General features: G+C 66.6%; 14 protein-coding genes. 11 read left to right on the top strand and 3 right to left on the bottom strand.

Annotation, left to right across the window (positions count from 1 at the left end; genetic code table 11):
• The first annotated feature begins 198 nt into the window (after positions 1–198).
• On the top strand, positions 199–357 hold the full coding sequence (locus DIE02_RS35690) for a hypothetical protein (RefSeq protein WP_185702667.1): 159 nt from the start codon (positions 199–201) through the stop codon (positions 355–357).
• 157 nt (positions 358–514) lie between these two features.
• Here DIE02_RS35690 and DIE02_RS30275 read toward each other — a convergent pair whose 3' ends face one another.
• Positions 515–1,780 carry an SGNH/GDSL hydrolase family protein gene (locus tag DIE02_RS30275; RefSeq protein WP_124489241.1) on the bottom strand — a complete coding sequence of 422 codons (1,266 nt, stop codon included), beginning with the start codon at positions 1,778–1,780 and terminating at the stop codon, positions 515–517.
• 202 nt (positions 1,781–1,982) lie between these two features.
• On the opposite strand from DIE02_RS30275, the gene paaA reads away from it, so the two are divergent.
• From paaA to DIE02_RS30235, 8 genes are all read left to right on the top strand, one after another.
• A complete protein-coding gene (gene paaA, locus DIE02_RS30270) occupies positions 1,983–2,981 on the top strand; it encodes a 1,2-phenylacetyl-CoA epoxidase subunit PaaA (protein WP_044846317.1) in 999 nt (332 codons plus the stop codon).
• Positions 2,982–3,017: 36 nt separating this feature from the next.
• Positions 3,018–3,302, top strand: coding sequence for a 1,2-phenylacetyl-CoA epoxidase subunit PaaB (gene paaB / locus DIE02_RS30265; RefSeq protein ID WP_006752453.1), 285 nt, complete (start codon positions 3,018–3,020; stop codon positions 3,300–3,302).
• 10 nt (positions 3,303–3,312) lie between these two features.
• Positions 3,313–4,116, top strand: a complete 804-nt coding sequence (paaC, locus tag DIE02_RS30260) for a 1,2-phenylacetyl-CoA epoxidase subunit PaaC (RefSeq protein ID WP_124489240.1) — start codon at positions 3,313–3,315, stop codon at positions 4,114–4,116.
• A gap of 25 nt (positions 4,117–4,141) precedes the next feature.
• On the top strand, positions 4,142–4,705 hold the full coding sequence (paaD, locus tag DIE02_RS30255; protein WP_124489239.1) for a 1,2-phenylacetyl-CoA epoxidase subunit PaaD: 564 nt from the start codon (positions 4,142–4,144) through the stop codon (positions 4,703–4,705).
• A 31-nt stretch (positions 4,706–4,736) separates the two neighbouring features.
• Entirely contained in the window at positions 4,737–5,873 is a 1,137-nt protein-coding gene (gene paaE, locus DIE02_RS30250; protein WP_124489245.1) for a 1,2-phenylacetyl-CoA epoxidase subunit PaaE, read from the top strand.
• 129 nt (positions 5,874–6,002) lie between these two features.
• Positions 6,003–6,818 carry a DUF1835 domain-containing protein gene (locus DIE02_RS30245; RefSeq protein ID WP_124489238.1) on the top strand — a complete coding sequence of 272 codons (816 nt, stop codon included), beginning with the start codon at positions 6,003–6,005 and terminating at the stop codon, positions 6,816–6,818.
• 22 nt (positions 6,819–6,840) lie between these two features.
• Positions 6,841–7,446, top strand: a complete 606-nt coding sequence (locus tag DIE02_RS30240; RefSeq protein ID WP_059682891.1) for a TetR/AcrR family transcriptional regulator — start codon at positions 6,841–6,843, stop codon at positions 7,444–7,446.
• 234 nt (positions 7,447–7,680) lie between these two features.
• Positions 7,681–8,328 (top strand): GNAT family N-acetyltransferase, encoded by a 648-nt coding sequence (locus DIE02_RS30235; protein WP_044846322.1) that lies wholly within the window; start codon positions 7,681–7,683, stop codon positions 8,326–8,328.
• A gap of 70 nt (positions 8,329–8,398) precedes the next feature.
• Here DIE02_RS30235 and DIE02_RS30230 read toward each other — a convergent pair whose 3' ends face one another.
• Entirely contained in the window at positions 8,399–8,923 is a 525-nt protein-coding gene (locus DIE02_RS30230) for an Lrp/AsnC family transcriptional regulator (protein WP_011655746.1), read from the bottom strand.
• Positions 8,924–9,136: 213 nt separating this feature from the next.
• Here DIE02_RS30230 and hppD point away from each other — a divergent pair, with 213 nt between their 5' ends.
• Positions 9,137–10,234, top strand: a complete 1,098-nt coding sequence (gene hppD, locus DIE02_RS30225) for a 4-hydroxyphenylpyruvate dioxygenase (RefSeq protein ID WP_124489237.1) — start codon at positions 9,137–9,139, stop codon at positions 10,232–10,234.
• A gap of 133 nt (positions 10,235–10,367) precedes the next feature.
• Here hppD and DIE02_RS30220 read toward each other — a convergent pair whose 3' ends face one another.
• Positions 10,368–10,562 carry a hypothetical protein gene (locus DIE02_RS30220; protein WP_124489236.1) on the bottom strand — a complete coding sequence of 65 codons (195 nt, stop codon included), beginning with the start codon at positions 10,560–10,562 and terminating at the stop codon, positions 10,368–10,370.
• A 317-nt stretch (positions 10,563–10,879) separates the two neighbouring features.
• On the opposite strand from DIE02_RS30220, the gene DIE02_RS30215 reads away from it, so the two are divergent.
• On the top strand, positions 10,880–14,470 hold the full coding sequence (locus DIE02_RS30215; protein ID WP_124489235.1) for an indolepyruvate ferredoxin oxidoreductase family protein: 3,591 nt from the start codon (positions 10,880–10,882) through the stop codon (positions 14,468–14,470).
• Positions 14,471–14,606: the final 136 nt, after the last annotated feature.

The raw sequence follows: 14,606 nt of genomic DNA, 5'->3' as shown, positions 1-14,606 counted from the left end.
GACAGGAATATGAATCACTTCATAAACCTGACTTACTTTAGTGTGAGACTCTTGATACTTTCGCTTTTCTGATCCGAGGATCAGCTCGCTTCCATCAAGCGCCCACACTTATCGGCTGTTAATTTTTAAAGAGCATTTCTGCGAGAAACTTCGTGTTTCTCAGCAGCGCTGCGTTTTCAGCAGCAGAGAAGCGAGATTATGAACCGCTTTTTTCAGTTCGTCAACAACTTTTTAACTGCTTCGTTGCGACGGCTGGGGTTCAACTTCCTGCACCGCCGAGGCCGCTACGACCCGCCCGACAGCACCGCTTCCCTTCTTCTCCCGCGCCGCGTTTCCGTTAGCGCGAAAGAGGCGTGATTCTAAGCACCTGCCCTCGTCCGCGCAACCCCTTTGTGAAAATATTTTGAAAAGCCCCCGTGCGCTGCCGCGCACGGGGGCTTGGGGTTCGATGAACTACGTGCCTCCGGCGACCTTGAAGCGGCCGGCAATCCGTCGTTCTATATATATGGCGAGTTTACTTGCCGCCAGCCACGGCCTGCAGCTGCTCCACCGGCACCGCATCGGCCATCGCCGTGTAACCGGCGTCGCTCGGGTGAATGCCGTCGCCGCTGTCGTAGCGGCGCTGCAGCACACTCGGGCGCGCCGGATCGCGCAGTACCGCGTCGAAGTCGACCACACCATCGAACCCGCCGCCGCTTCGGATCCACCGGTTCACCTCGAGCCGGATCGCCTCGCGCCCGGCCGGCAACGCCGCGGGCGTGAGCGTCGCACCGAAGATCTTCACCCCCTGGCGGTGTGCAGCCTCGATCAACCGGCGATAGCCGTCGATCAACGATGCCGCCGTGACCTGCGTATGCGGGTTGTCGCAATCCAGCCCCGCGCGCGGCGGCATCGCCGCAAAGTTGATGTCGTTGATACCGATCAGCACGATCGCCGCCTTCACCCCCGCGCGCGACAGCGCATCGCGCTCGAACCGCGACGCCAGCGACGTGCCGTAGCACGCCGAATCGCTCAGCAGACGATTGCCGCTGATCCCGAGATTCACGACGCCAAGCGAATCCGAACCTGCCGCGGACAGCCGGCGCGCCAGCGCGTCGGGCCAGCGACGGTTGCGGTTCAGGCTCGAGCGCAGCCCGTCGGTGATCGAGTCGCCGATCGCGGCGACGCTCGCCCGCGCGGCCCCGGCCTCGACGGCCAGTTCGGTCACCCACGCATACTGGGTAAAGCGCGCACGGAAGGCACCGCCGCCCGGATCGTTCACGTGATCACCCGGCGCCGATACGAAATTGAGCTGGTTCGACACGCGGTGCCACACGGTCATCCGCTGGTTCGCGCCCATCCGCAGACTGATCGCATACGGCTGCCCGGCCATCACGTCGATCGCCACCGCGTCGCTTTCGAGTTCCTGGCCCGGCGCGAGCGTCACCGACGCCTTGCCGCCGAAGCGCACGGCAGCACTCGCCCCGTCGGCAAGCGCCGCGCCGTCACCCGCGCGCGCAAGACCGGCGCCCTCGATCACCAGCGGCGCGCGACCGTACGCATTGCTCACGCGAATCCGCGCGGCATGCCCCGATACCGTCGGGTAGACGATCTGACGGACCGTACGTCCGCCCACGTCGGGCGCGCGATAGAGCGGCGGCGGCGCAGCCAGGTCGGGAATCGGCTGCAATGCGGTCGCCCACGCGGCGACCCACCCGGCCGGTGCGGCCGAGGCGGCAAGCGGCGAGAGGAACACGGACGCGCCCAGCACGGTCGCGACGAAACTGCTTCGAAATGACATCGGCGAAATCCTTATCGGAAAGCGGGCATTGTGCCGCAGAAGCGGCCCGTCTCACGCGCCGGACCGTCTTCCTGCCCTGGCGATCGCGCCCCGACGCCCCACGTTTACCCGAATCTCCCCCGCAAATCCGCGAGAAATTTATTAACCGACCGGTCGGTTGGTTTATACTTCGCACACATTCAACCGGACGAGATCCTCCGCCATGTACACGCAATCCCTCGACATCCCCGGCAACGTCGCATCGCTCGACGCCGCAGCCGAGTCGCCCGAGCAGGCGCGGTTCGACGCGGTCATGGCCGCGGACGGCAAGATCGAACCGCAGGACTGGATGCCCGACGCCTATCGCAAGACGCTGGTGCGCCAGATTTCGCAGCACGCGCACTCGGAAGTCGTCGGCATGCTGCCGGAAGGCAACTGGATCTCGCGCGCGCCGAGCCTGAAGCGCAAGGCGATCCTGCTCGCGAAGGTCCAGGACGAAGCCGGTCACGGCCTCTATCTATATAGCGCGGCGGAAACGCTCGGCGTCTCGCGCGATTCGCTGATCGACGCGCTGCACGCCGGCAAGGCGAAATACTCGAGCATCTTCAACTACCCGACGCCGACCTGGGCCGACGTCGGCGTGATCGGCTGGCTCGTCGACGGCGCCGCGATCATGAACCAGATCCCGCTGTGCCGCTGCACGTATGGCCCGTACGCGCGCGCGATGATCCGGGTCTGCAAGGAAGAGTCGTTCCACCAGCGCCAAGGCTTCGATGCGCTGCTGTCGATGATGAAGGGCACCGACGCGCAGCGTGCGATGGTCCAGCAGGCGGTGAACCGCTGGTGGTGGCCGGTTCTGATGATGTTCGGCCCGAGCGACGCCGATTCGGTCCACAGCAACCAGTCCGCGAAATGGGGCATCAAGCGGATCACGAACGACGACCTGCGGCAGAAGTTCGTCGACGCGACGGTCGACCAGGCGAAGGTGCTCGGCGTGACGCTGCCCGACCCCGACCTGAAATGGAACGAGGCACGCGGCCACCACGACTACGGCGCGATCGACTGGGACGAATTCTGGCGCGTCGTCAACGGCGACGGCCCGTGCAACAAGGAACGCCTCGCGACCCGCGTGAAAGCGCACGACGACGGCGCATGGGTGCGCGAAGCCGCGCTCGCGCACGAGGCGAAGCGCCGCGCCCGCGCCGAACAGCACGCCGCCTGAGCGGCAACCATCGAATACAGGATTCAGGAGAGAGTGATGAACAAGGAATGGCCGATCTGGGAAGTGTTCGTGCGCAGCAAGCAAGGCCTCGACCACAAGCATTGCGGCAGCCTGCACGCGGCCGACGCGTCGATGGCGCTGCGCATGGCGCGCGACGTCTACACGCGCCGCCAGGAAGGCGTGAGCATCTGGGTGGTGCCGTCGTCGGCGATCACCGCGTCGGATCCGGCCGAGAAGGCCGAGCTGTTCGAACCGGCGGGCGACAAGATCTACCGTCACCCGACGTTCTACACGCTGCCCGACGAAGTCAACCACATGTAACGCCCGCGCCATGACGATCACGCCCGAACACCTCTCCTACGTGCTGCGCCTCGCGGACAACGCGCTGATCCTCGGTCAGCGCAACGCCGAGTGGTGCGGCCACGGCCCGATCCTCGAGGAAGACATCGCGCTCACCAACATGAGCCTCGACCTCATCGGCCAGGCCCGCATGCTGTATACGCACGCAGCCGAACTCGAGCGCCAGCTGAACGGCGCGACGAAGACGGAAGACGATTACGCGTACTTCCGCACCGAGCGCGAGTTCGCGAACTTCACGCTCGCCGAGCTGCCGCACTACGGCCCGATCGCCGGCACCGCGCACGCCGACAAGGATTACGCGGTGACGATCGTGCGCAACTTCCTCTACGCGACGCTGATGCTGCACGTGTGGACCGCGCTCGAAACGTCGACGGACGCGCAACTGGCCGCGATCGCCGCAAAATCGGTGAAGGAGACCCGCTATCACGTGCAGCACGCGCGCGAATGGCTGGTGCGCCTCGGCGACGGCACCGATGAATCGCATCGCCGCGCTCAGGCCGCGCTGGACTACCTGATTCCGTACACGCGCGAATGCTTCGCGGCCGACGCGATCGACGACGCGGTCTGCGCATCGGGCATCGGGCCGGCACCGGCCGCGCTCGAAGCCGCATGGCGCGCGGACGTGGACGAAGCGCTCGCGGAAGCGACGCTCACCCTGCCGGCGCCCGTGCAGCACGTGAGCACCGGCAAGCAGGGCGAGCACTCGGAGCACATGGGCTACCTGCTCGCGGAAATGCAGAGCCTCGCGCGCCAGCACCCTGGCGCGACCTGGTAACCCGCCGCCCCAACGGAGCCCGACGATGTCCGTCCAGACCGCCGCCCCAGCCGACCCGACGCCCGCCGCGCACCGCAACGATCCGTTGCTCGCGCGCGCGTGGGACGTGCTCGAAGCCGTGCCCGATCCCGAGATTCCGGTCGTGTCGATCCGCGAGCTCGGCATCCTGCGCGACGTCCGTCGCGCGGACGACGGCCAGCTCGAAGTCGTGATCACGCCGACCTACTCCGGCTGCCCGGCGATGTCGCAGATCGCCGAGGACATCGCCGCGGCAATGCAGGCCGCCAACCTGCCGCCGCACCGGATCGAGACGGTGCTCGCCCCCGCGTGGACGACCGACTGGATCACGCAGGAAGCGCGCGACAAGCTGCGCGCGTACGGCATCGCGCCGCCCGTCGGCCAGTGCGGCAGCGCCGCGCCGCGGGAAAACGTCGTGCGTTTCGTGCCGCGCCCCGTCGCGGCGCCCGTGTGCCCGCGCTGCGGCTCAGCCAACACAGAGCGCCTCGCGCAATTCGCGTCCACGGCCTGCAAGGCGCTGTATCGCTGCGTCGACTGCCGCGAACCCTTCGACTACTTCAAACCTTACTGAAATGAAACAGCCCCCACGCTCTCTTCATTCGCTGCCCCCCGAGGGGGCCGACGCCCCCGTTGGGGCGGCCCGGCGGGGGTCGTCAACCCCGCAATTTCACCCGCTGCGTATCCGCGACGTGCGGCCCGAGACCGCCGACGCCGTTACCGTCTCCTTCGACGTGCCGCCCGAGCTGCGCGACGCGTACCGCTTCACGCAGGGCCAGTTCGTCACGCTGAAGACCCACATCGACGGCGAGGAAACGCGCCGGTCGTACTCGATCTGCGTCGGCACGACCGACTACGACCGCGACGGCGAACTGCGCATCGGCATCAAGCGCGTGCGCGGCGGCCGTTTCTCGAATTTCGCGTTCGACACGCTGCAGCCGGGTCACACGATCGACGTGATGACACCGGACGGCCGCTTCTTCACGCATCTGAACGCGGACCACGGCAAGCAGTACGTCGCGTTCTCCGGCGGGTCGGGCATCACGCCGGTGCTCGCGATCGTGAAGACGACGCTCGAACTCGAACCGCGCAGCACGTTCACGCTGATCTACGGCAACCGCAGCGTCGACGCGATCATGTTCGCGGAGGAACTCGAGGACCTGAAGAACCGCTACATGAGCCGCTTCGTCCTGTACCACGTGCTGTCGGACGACCAGCAGGACGTCGAGCTGTTCAACGGTGTGCTCGACCAGGCGAAATGCGCGGAATTCCTCGCGACGCTCACGCCGGCCGACGCAATCGACGAAGCGTTCATCTGCGGCCCGGCGCCGATGATGGACGCGGCCGAAGCCGCGCTGAAGGCAGCCGGCGTGCCGCAGGCGAAAGTGCACGTCGAACGCTTCGGCACGCCGCTGCCGCAGGCGGGCGCGCCCGTCGTCGAGATCACCGACCAGACGCCGGCTGCCGACCTCGAAATCGTGCTCGACGGCAAGAAACGCAAGCTGCGCCTGCCGTACGAAGGCGTGAGCCTGCTCGACGTCGGCCTGCGCGCGGGCCTCGCGCTGCCGTACGCGTGCAAGGGCGGCGTGTGCTGCACGTGCCGGGCGAAGGTGATCGAAGGCGAGGTCCGGATGGAGAAGAACTACACGCTCGAGGAACACGAAGTGAAGGACGGCTTCGTGCTCACGTGCCAATGCCACCCGATCAGCGACAAGGTCGTCGTGAGCTTCGACGAGCGTTGAGCGGCGTCGCGCCGGCGCGCCGCGCCGGTTTCTCGTCGTCACACATCTCGCTTACACTAGGGGCCGCCGGCCGGCTGGACGTGTTCACGTCCGCCCGGCCGGCGGTTTTCTTTTGTTGACGACAGACCGATGAGTACCATTCACGTGATTCAGGGCGGCACCGCCGCCGCGTCGCTGCGCGAGGCCCTCGCGCAAGCCGGACGCGACGAGCGCGTCGTCGGATTGCTCGACGATCTCGCGGTCGGTCCGCTGAAGGGCGCCGACGAGACGCCCGACACGCGCGCCGCCTTCTGGCAGCGCGTGCTCGGCGACGCGATTCCCGACTGGAACGCGGAAATCGAAGGCGAATTCGCCCGCCTCGACCAGCTCGCGACCGAGACGGGCCAGGTGGTCGTCTGGCACGCGCCGAGCGTCGGCGACAAGCTGCTGCTGCGCCGCGTCGCCTATCACCTGCGCAACGTGCCGCAGCGCCTGAACGAGGTGCGGCTGTCGGCCGCGGACCTCGATGCGCCGCAGCGCGCGGCGCTGACCCGCACCGACCAGGCCTGTTCGACCGGGATGTTCTCGCCGGCGGCGCTCGCGCGCAAACGGCCGCTGGCCGCACCGATCTCGGTGCTGCGCATCGGCCGCCTCGCACTCGAATGGCAGGAGGCGAAGCACCTGAATGCCGAGTTGCGCTACTGGGTCAGCAACACCATCAAGAGCGGCCAATACGCGGACCTCGACGCGCTGATCGTCGCGCACGCGGAAACCGGCTGGCTGCCCGCGCGACGCGTCGTCGGCGGCATCATGGCCGGCGCCGACCGCGGCGGGCTGTTCGTCAGCGACTCGATCGCCTGGTGGCGCTGCCGCGAACTCGCGGCAGCCGGCCGGCTCGAGCTGCAGGACGACGCGCCGGCCGCCCTTTCTTCCACGCAGGTGCGCGCGCCCGCCGCGCCTCGCTAACGCTACTCTTTCGCATTCGACCATGGCCCGTACCCGAGCGCCCGACCACGAATCCCAGCGCGAGCAGATCCTCGATCTCGCCGCCGAGAAATTCGCGCAGACGAGCTACCCAAGCACGTCGATGTCCGATCTCGCGACCGCGAGCGGCACGTCGAAGGCACGTCTCTATCACTATTACGAGAGCAAGGAAGCGATCCTGTTCGACCTGCTCGACCGCTACACGAAGCGGTTGATGCTGATCATCGCCGAGGTTGAAGGTGCGAGCCAGCGGCGCGGCCTCAGCGAACGCGACGCGTTCGCCGAGCTGGTGCGCGCGTTCCTCGCCGAGTACGAGACGTCGCACAGCCGCCATGTCGCGCTGCTCAACGACGTGAAGTATCTCGAGGACGCCCAGCGCGAAATCGTGCTCGACCGCCAGCGCGACATCGTCGCGGCATTCGCGCGCCAGCTCGCGCGCGCCTATCCGGACCGGATCTCGAAGGAAAACCAGACGTCGGTCACGATGATGGTGTTCGGGATGATCAACTGGACGTTCACATGGCTCAAGCCGGGCGGCCGCCTCGGCTACCGCGACTTCGCCGAGCAGGTGATCGACCTGATGGAGCACGGGCTGTCGTCCGGCGCGTGATTGCCGCGCAGCAGCATGCGTTGCGCAGCGGGTACACTGCGACAGGCCGCCGCGCATTTCATGTGATGAATTTTAAATCGCTTATAAATCAAATAGATAGAAAATGAACTAAGCGGATTTAGAATTCGTCCTCGGCACAAATAACGTCAAATACGGGTTTTCCCCAACCCGCTCGGGTAAAATGCTGTTGCATTGCACAAGCTGCTTGTGCGGCTACAGACTGAGGAACCCACGATGAACACGCAACTCGACCGCCGTGCCGATGCTGTCGGCCACGCCGGTACTGCGCCGGTTCTCGTCAGGGAACTGGCTTCCAAAGACCGTGAGCGAATGCTCACCCACTTTCTCTCGCTCAACGAAGAGGACCGCCTGCTGCGCTTCGGCCAGATGGTGCCCGATCACGTGATCGAGAACTATGTCCGTACGATCGACTTCGGTCGCGACACGGTGTTCGGTGTGTTCGACCATGGGCTCGAACTGATCGGCGTCGGCCACCTGGCGTACCTGCCCGCGGAAGGCGACAAGCGCACGGCCGAATTCGGCGTGTCGGTGCTCGAAAGCGCCCGCGGCCGCGGCGTCGGCTCGAAGCTGTTCGAGCGCGCGGCGATCCGCAGCCGCAATACCCGCGTGACGATGCTGTACATGCATTGCCTGTCGCGCAACGCGACGATGATGCACATCGCGAAGAAATCCGGGATGCGGATCGAATACGCGTACGGCGAAGCCGATGCGTACCTGTCGCTGCCGCCGGCCGACCACGCGACGATCCTCGCCGAGATGCTGCAGGAACAGGCCGCGGTGTTCGACTACGCGCTCAAGCGCCAGGCGCACCGCACGTCGAAGTTCATCGAATCGCTGATGCCCGCCGCGCTGACGGCGTAACATCGACCGACCGGGCTGCCCTGCGGGGCGCCCGGCCTTCCCTTCCTTCTCGCCTTCCCCGCGCCGCACGCTAGCGCACCGACCGGATCGGCAACGCCGTCGTCTCCTTGAAGCACTCGAGCGAGAAGCTCGTCTTCACGTCGATCACCGACGGATGGTGCAGCAAGTGCTCCTGCACGAAGCGGGAGAAGTGCGCCATGTCCTCGACCTGCACGCGAAGCAGGTAATCCATGTCGCCCGTCATCGCATGACACGCGACCACCTCCGGCCAGGTCTGCACGGCCGCGCGGAACAGTTCCGCGTGGGTCGCACCCGCGCGCGCCGACGTCTCGTCGGCACGGACCGGCGCCAGGCCACCACGCTTCTCGAGCCGTACGCTCACGTACGCCAGCAGGTCGAGCCCGAGCTTCTGGGGATCGAGCAGCGCGACGTAGCCGGTGATCACGCCGATCTCCTCGAGCCGCCGGATCCGCCGCAGGCACGGGCTCGGCGACAGGTTCACGCGCTCGGCGATCTCCTGGTTCGACAGGCGGCCGTTCTCCTGAAGAATCGCCAGAATCCGCCGGTCGATGGCATCCAATTCGGCTTGCGCCATTTTCTGCCCTCCGTTGATTATTTCCAGACTGGAAATTGCGCCATCGTAGGCACGGACGATTAAGTTCGCAAGTTTTCGCTCGCGCCTGCCCGCTACACTTTGTCGCACGTACCGATTCGTTGCGCACGCCGACACGTGCGCCGCGTTCGACATCGAACCGGGCCGCACACGCGCACGTCGCGCCGGCCGATCGCCCCGCACAGGAGACACGACATGCAGATCCCCAACTGGGACAACCCCGTCGGCACCGACGGCTTCGAATTCATCGAATACACCGCGCCGGATCCGAAAGCGCTCGGACAACTGTTCGAGCGGATGGGTTTCACCGCGATCGCCCGCCATCGTCACAAGGACGTGACGGTCTACCGCCAGGGCGACATCAACTTCATCATCAACGCCGAGCCCGATTCGTTCGCGCAGCGCTTCGCGCGCCTGCACGGCCCGTCGATCTGCGCGATCGCATTTCGCGTGCAGGACGCCGCGAAGGCTTACCAGCACGCGCTCGAACTCGGCGCGTGGGGCTTCGACAACAAGACGGGCCCGATGGAGCTGAACATCCCGGCGATCAAGGGCATCGGCGATTCGCTGATCTATTTCGTCGACCGCTGGCGCGGCAAGAACGGCGCGCAACCGGGCGCGATCGGCGACATCAGCATCTATGACGTCGACTTCGAACCGATCGCCGGCGCGAACCCGAACCCGGTCGGCCACGGCCTCACCTACATCGACCACCTGACGCACAACGTGCATCGCGGCCGCATGCAGGAATGGGCCGAGTTCTACGAGCGGCTGTTCAACTTCCGCGAAGTGCGCTATTTCGACATCGAAGGCAAGGTGACGGGCGTGAAGTCGAAGGCGATGACGTCGCCGTGCGGCAAGATCCGGATTCCGATCAACGAGGAAGGCTCGGACACGGCCGGCCAGATCCAGGAATACCTCGACGCCTATCACGGCGAAGGCATCCAGCACATCGCGCTCGGCACGAACGACATCTACGGCGCGGTGGACGGCCTGCGCAGCAAGGAAGTGAAGCTGCTCGACACGATCGACACGTATTACGAGCTGGTCGACCGCCGCGTGCCGAACCACGGCGAATCGCTGGACGAGCTGAAGAAGCGCAAGATCCTGATCGACGGCGCCCGCGACGACCTGCTGCTGCAGATCTTCACCGAGAACCAGATCGGCCCGATCTTCTTCGAGATCATCCAGCGCAAGGGCAACCAGGGCTTCGGCGAAGGCAACTTCAAGGCGCTGTTCGAATCGATCGAGCTCGACCAGATCCGCCGCGGCGTGGTCCAGGACAAGGCCTGACGCAGAAGGCCGCGCGGCGCCCGGCGGGCCCGGGCGTCCGCGCGAACATCGGCGGCACAAGGAAAAAGGGCGGGAATCCTGCGATTCCCGCCCTTTCGTCATTCCGGCGCGGCCCGGCGGCCGCGCGAACGGATCAACGCACGTTCGCCTGCGACACGACCGCACGCGCGGCCGCCGGCTGTGCGTCGGCATCCTGCGCCGGCGCGATCTGACGCATCTGCGCGCCGGCTGCCGCCAGTGCGCTCGCGCCGCGCGCGTGCACCGGGCCGGTCATCGCGAAGAACGCGGCGGACACGATCAGGAAACTCTGGATATGACGTGTGTTCATTGCACCTCCTGTAAAACTGCCGGCGCCTCCCCGGTTGCGTCGAAACGAGCCGACGCGACCGGGCACCTCCGGCAGGCCGACAAGATTAACGGCATTTGTCCGATGATGGGCGCGCCTTTACATGCCTTTACATGATGTAACGCATAGTCGCGCCATTTAGTCGGCGTGCCGCGGCACGCCGGCCGGTGGTCGGCGGGTTTATCCCAGTGCTACCATCACTTAAAACCGGCCAATATGCCGGCCACTGCCGACACGTTCACAAGACGTCGACGCAATCGAAGCTTTGGTGATCCCAAACTGGGTGGAGGAGACTGTTAATGAATGCCCCGCTAGACGCAGGCCAACGCGCATCGCTCGAAGCCGCGCTGAAGTCCGTCACGCTTGACGACAAATACACGCTCGAACGCGGCCGCGCGTACATGAGCGGCATCCAGGCGCTCGTGCGCCTGCCGATGCTGCAGCAGGAGCGCGACCGCGCCGCCGGCCTCAATACGGCCGGCTTCATTTCCGGCTACCGCGGCTCGCCGCTCGGCGGCCTCGATCTGTCGCTCTGGAAAGCCAAGCAGCACCTGGCGGCCCACCAGATCGTCTTTCAGCCCGGCCTCAACGAAGATCTCGCCGCCACCGCCGTGTGGGGCTCGCAGCAGGTCAACCTGTACCCCGGCGCGAAGCACGACGGCGTGTTCGGCATGTGGTACGGCAAGGGGCCGGGCGTCGACCGCACCGGCGACGTCTTCAAGCACGCGAACTCGGCCGGCTCGTCGAAGCACGGCGGCGTGCTCGTGCTCGCCGGCGACGACCACGCGGCGAAATCGTCGACGCTCGCGCACCAGTCCGAACACATCTTCAAGGCCTGCGGGCTGCCGGTGCTGTTCCCGTCCAACGTGCAGGAATATCTCGACTTCGGCCTGCACGGCTGGGCGATGAGCCGCTACTCGGGCCTGTGGGTCGCGCTGAAGTGCGTGACGGACGTGGTCGAATCGTCGGCGTCGGTCGACATCGACCCGCATCGCACCGAGATCGTGCTGCCGACCGACTTCATCCTGCCGGAAGGCGGCCTGAACATTCGCTGGCCGGACCCGCCGCTCGTGCAGGAAGCACGGCTGCTCGACTACAAGTGGTACGCGGCGCTCGCCTATGTGCGCGCGAACAAGCTCGACCGGATCGAGATCGACTCGCCGAATGCGCGCTTCGGGATCATGACGGGCGGCAAGGCGTACCTCGACGTGCGCCAGGCGCTGACCGACCTCGGCCTCGACGACGAAACCTGTGCGCGGATCGGCATCCGCCTGTACAAGGTCGGCTGCGTGTGGCCGCTCGAAGCGCAGGGCGCGCAGGCGTTCGCGCGCGGCCTCGACGAAATCCTCGTCGTCGAGGAAAAGCGCCAGATCCTCGAATACGCGATCAAGGAAGAGCTGTACAACTGGCCCGATGCGCAGCGCCCGCGCGTGTTCGGCAAGTTCGACGAGAAGGACGGCGCCGGCGGCGAATGGTCGGTGCCGATGGGCAACTGGCTGCTGCCCGCGCACTACGAACTGTCGCCCGCGATCATCGCGAAGGCGATCGCGACGCGCCTCGAGAAGTTCGAGCTGCCGTCCGACGTGCGCGCGCGCATCGCCGCGCGGCTCGCGGTGATCAACGCGAAGGAAATGGCGCTCGCGAAGCCGCATGTGCAGACCGAGCGCAAGCCGTGGTTCTGCTCGGGCTGCCCGCACAACACGTCGACCAACGTGCCGGAGGGCTCGCGCGCGATCGCCGGGATCGGCTGCCATTACATGACGGTGTGGATGGACCGCAGCACGAGCACCTTCAGCCAGATGGGCGGCGAAGGCGTGCCGTGGATCGGCCAGGCACCGTTCACCGACGAGAAGCACGTGTTCGCGAACCTCGGCGACGGCACCTATTTCCACTCGGGCCTGCTGGCGGTGCGCGCGGCGATCTCGTCGAAGGCGAACATCACCTACAAGATCCTCTACAACGATGCCGTGGCGATGACGGGCGGCCAGCCGGTCGACGGCGTGCTGACGGTGCCGCAGATCACGCACCAGCTCGCGTCCGAGGGCGCGAAGAAGATCGTGATCGTCACCGACGAGCCGGAGAAGTACGACAGCCAGAAAGCCCTGCTCGCACCGGGCGTGACGATTCATCACCGCGACCAGCTCGACGACGTGCAGCGCGAGCTGCGCGAGATCGAGGGCACGACGATCCTGATCTACGACCAGACCTGCGCGACCGAGAAGCGCCGCCGCCGCAAGCGCGGCACGTATCCGGACCCGGCGAAGCGCGTCGTGATCAACGACGCGGTGTGCGAAGGCTGCGGCGACTGCTCGGTGAAGTCGAACTGCCTGTCGGTCGAGCCGCTCGAAACGGAATTCGGCACGAAGCGCCAGATCAACCAGTCGAGCTGCAACAAGGACTTCTCGTGCGTGAAGGGCTTCTGCCCGAGCTTCGTCACGGTCGAAGGCGGCCAGTTGAAGAAGCCGAAGGCCGTGTCGGTCGACGGCGGCGCGCTGCCGCCGATTCCGGAGCCGACGCTGCCGGCGATCGACCGTGCGTACGGCGTGCTCGTCACGGGCGTCGGCGGCACGGGCGTGGTCACGATCGGCGCGCTGCTCGGGATGGCCGCGCACCTGGAGAACAAGGGCGTGACCGTGCTCGACGTGACCGGCCTCGCGCAGAAGGGCGGCGCCGTGATGAGCCACGTGCAGATCTCGCACGCGCCGACCGACATCCACGCGACGCGGATCGCGATGGGCGAAGCCGACCTCGTGATCGGCTGCGACGCGATCGTCACGGCCGGCGACGAATGCACGTCGCGGATGCGGCACGATGCGACACGCGTGGTCGTCAACAGCGCGCAGACGCCGACCGCCGAGTTCATCAAGAACCCGAACTGGGCGTTCCCTGGCCTGTCCGCGGAGAACGACATCCGCGCGGCAGCCGGTGAAGCCGTCGACTTCATCGACGCGAACCGCTTCGCGGTTGCGCTGCTCGGCGACGCGATCTACACGAACCCGTTCGTGCTCGGCTACGCGTGGCAGAAGGGCTGGCTGCCGCTCACGCTCGCGTCGCTCGAACGCGCGATCGAGCTGAACGCGGTGTCGGTCGAGAAGAACCGCGCGGCGTTCGACTGGGGCCGCCGCGCCGCGCACGACCTCGCGAGCGTGAAGCAGGCTGCGGCCGGCGATGCACGCCACGCGCAGGGCGCCACGGTGATCGCGCTGCACACGAAGAAGGCGGTCGACGCACTGATCGCGAAGCGCGTGGAGTTCCTCACCGCGTACCAGAACGCCGCGTACGCATCGCGCTATGCGGCCTTCGTCGACACGGTGCGGGCGGCCGAACGCGCGCTGGCGGACGGCGACGCCGTGCAGGAGCCGTTGACCGAAGCGGTCGCGCGCAACCTGTTCAAGCTGATGGCGTACAAGGACGAGTACGAGGTCGCGCGGCTGCAGTCCGATCCCGCGTTCCTCGCGCGCCTGTCGTCGCAGTTCGAAGGCGACTGGAAACTGAAGTTCCACCTCGCGCCGCCGCTGTTCGCGAAAACGGACGCACACGGCCATCTCGTGAAGAAGGCGTATGGCCCGTGGATGCTGTCGGCGTTCCGGCTGCTCGCGAAGGCGAAGTTCCTGCGCGGCACGGGGCTCGACCCGTTCGGCCGCACCGCGGAGCGCCGCACCGAGCGCGCGCTGATCAGCGAGTACGAAGCGCTGATCGGCGAAGTGCTGGGCAAGCTGAACGCGGCCAACCGCCCGCTCGCGCTCGAGCTCGCGGCGCTGCCGGACGGCATTCGCGGCTACGGCCACGTGAAGGAGAACAACCTGCGCGCGGTACGCCAGAAGTGGGACACGCTGCTCGCGAAGTGGCGTTCGCCGACGGGCGGCCAGTCGCATCAGCAGGTCGCGTGACGGCGCGCGGCGGGTGTTCGCGGTCGGGACGCCCGCCGCCGCGTAGCCCCGCCCACGGCAGTGCATAAAAAAACGCCACGGAACGCAGGTTCCGTGGCGTTTTTCATTGCGCCGCGCATGACGCGCGGCGCACGCG

Origin of the sequence: Burkholderia sp. Bp8991 (assembly GCF_003853795.1) — a bacterium.
GTDB lineage: Bacteria > Pseudomonadota > Gammaproteobacteria > Burkholderiales > Burkholderiaceae > Burkholderia.
This window is presented reverse-complemented; position numbering and strand designations above follow the sequence as displayed.

What these genes read in the sequence shown, in the direction of transcription:
- DIE02_RS30275 (WP_124489241.1), bottom strand. Translation starts at nt 1,780, where the DNA reads ATGTCATTTCGAAGCAGTTTCGTCGCGACCGTGCTGGGCGCGTCCGTG.
- DIE02_RS30215 (WP_124489235.1), top strand. Translation starts at nt 10,880, where the DNA reads ATGAATGCCCCGCTAGACGCAGGCCAACGCGCATCGCTCGAAGCCGCG.
- DIE02_RS30230 (WP_011655746.1), bottom strand. Translation starts at nt 8,923, where the DNA reads ATGGCGCAAGCCGAATTGGATGCCATCGACCGGCGGATTCTGGCGATT.
- DIE02_RS35690 (WP_185702667.1), top strand. Translation starts at nt 199, where the DNA reads ATGAACCGCTTTTTTCAGTTCGTCAACAACTTTTTAACTGCTTCGTTG.
- DIE02_RS30220 (WP_124489236.1), bottom strand. Translation starts at nt 10,562, where the DNA reads ATGAACACACGTCATATCCAGAGTTTCCTGATCGTGTCCGCCGCGTTC.
- DIE02_RS30245 (WP_124489238.1), top strand. Translation starts at nt 6,003, where the DNA reads ATGAGTACCATTCACGTGATTCAGGGCGGCACCGCCGCCGCGTCGCTG.
- paaC (WP_124489240.1), top strand. Translation starts at nt 3,313, where the DNA reads ATGACGATCACGCCCGAACACCTCTCCTACGTGCTGCGCCTCGCGGAC.
- DIE02_RS30240 (WP_059682891.1), top strand. Translation starts at nt 6,841, where the DNA reads ATGGCCCGTACCCGAGCGCCCGACCACGAATCCCAGCGCGAGCAGATC.
- paaA (WP_044846317.1), top strand. Translation starts at nt 1,983, where the DNA reads ATGTACACGCAATCCCTCGACATCCCCGGCAACGTCGCATCGCTCGAC.
- DIE02_RS30235 (WP_044846322.1), top strand. Translation starts at nt 7,681, where the DNA reads ATGAACACGCAACTCGACCGCCGTGCCGATGCTGTCGGCCACGCCGGT.
- paaB (WP_006752453.1), top strand. Translation starts at nt 3,018, where the DNA reads ATGAACAAGGAATGGCCGATCTGGGAAGTGTTCGTGCGCAGCAAGCAA.
- paaD (WP_124489239.1), top strand. Translation starts at nt 4,142, where the DNA reads ATGTCCGTCCAGACCGCCGCCCCAGCCGACCCGACGCCCGCCGCGCAC.
- hppD (WP_124489237.1), top strand. Translation starts at nt 9,137, where the DNA reads ATGCAGATCCCCAACTGGGACAACCCCGTCGGCACCGACGGCTTCGAA.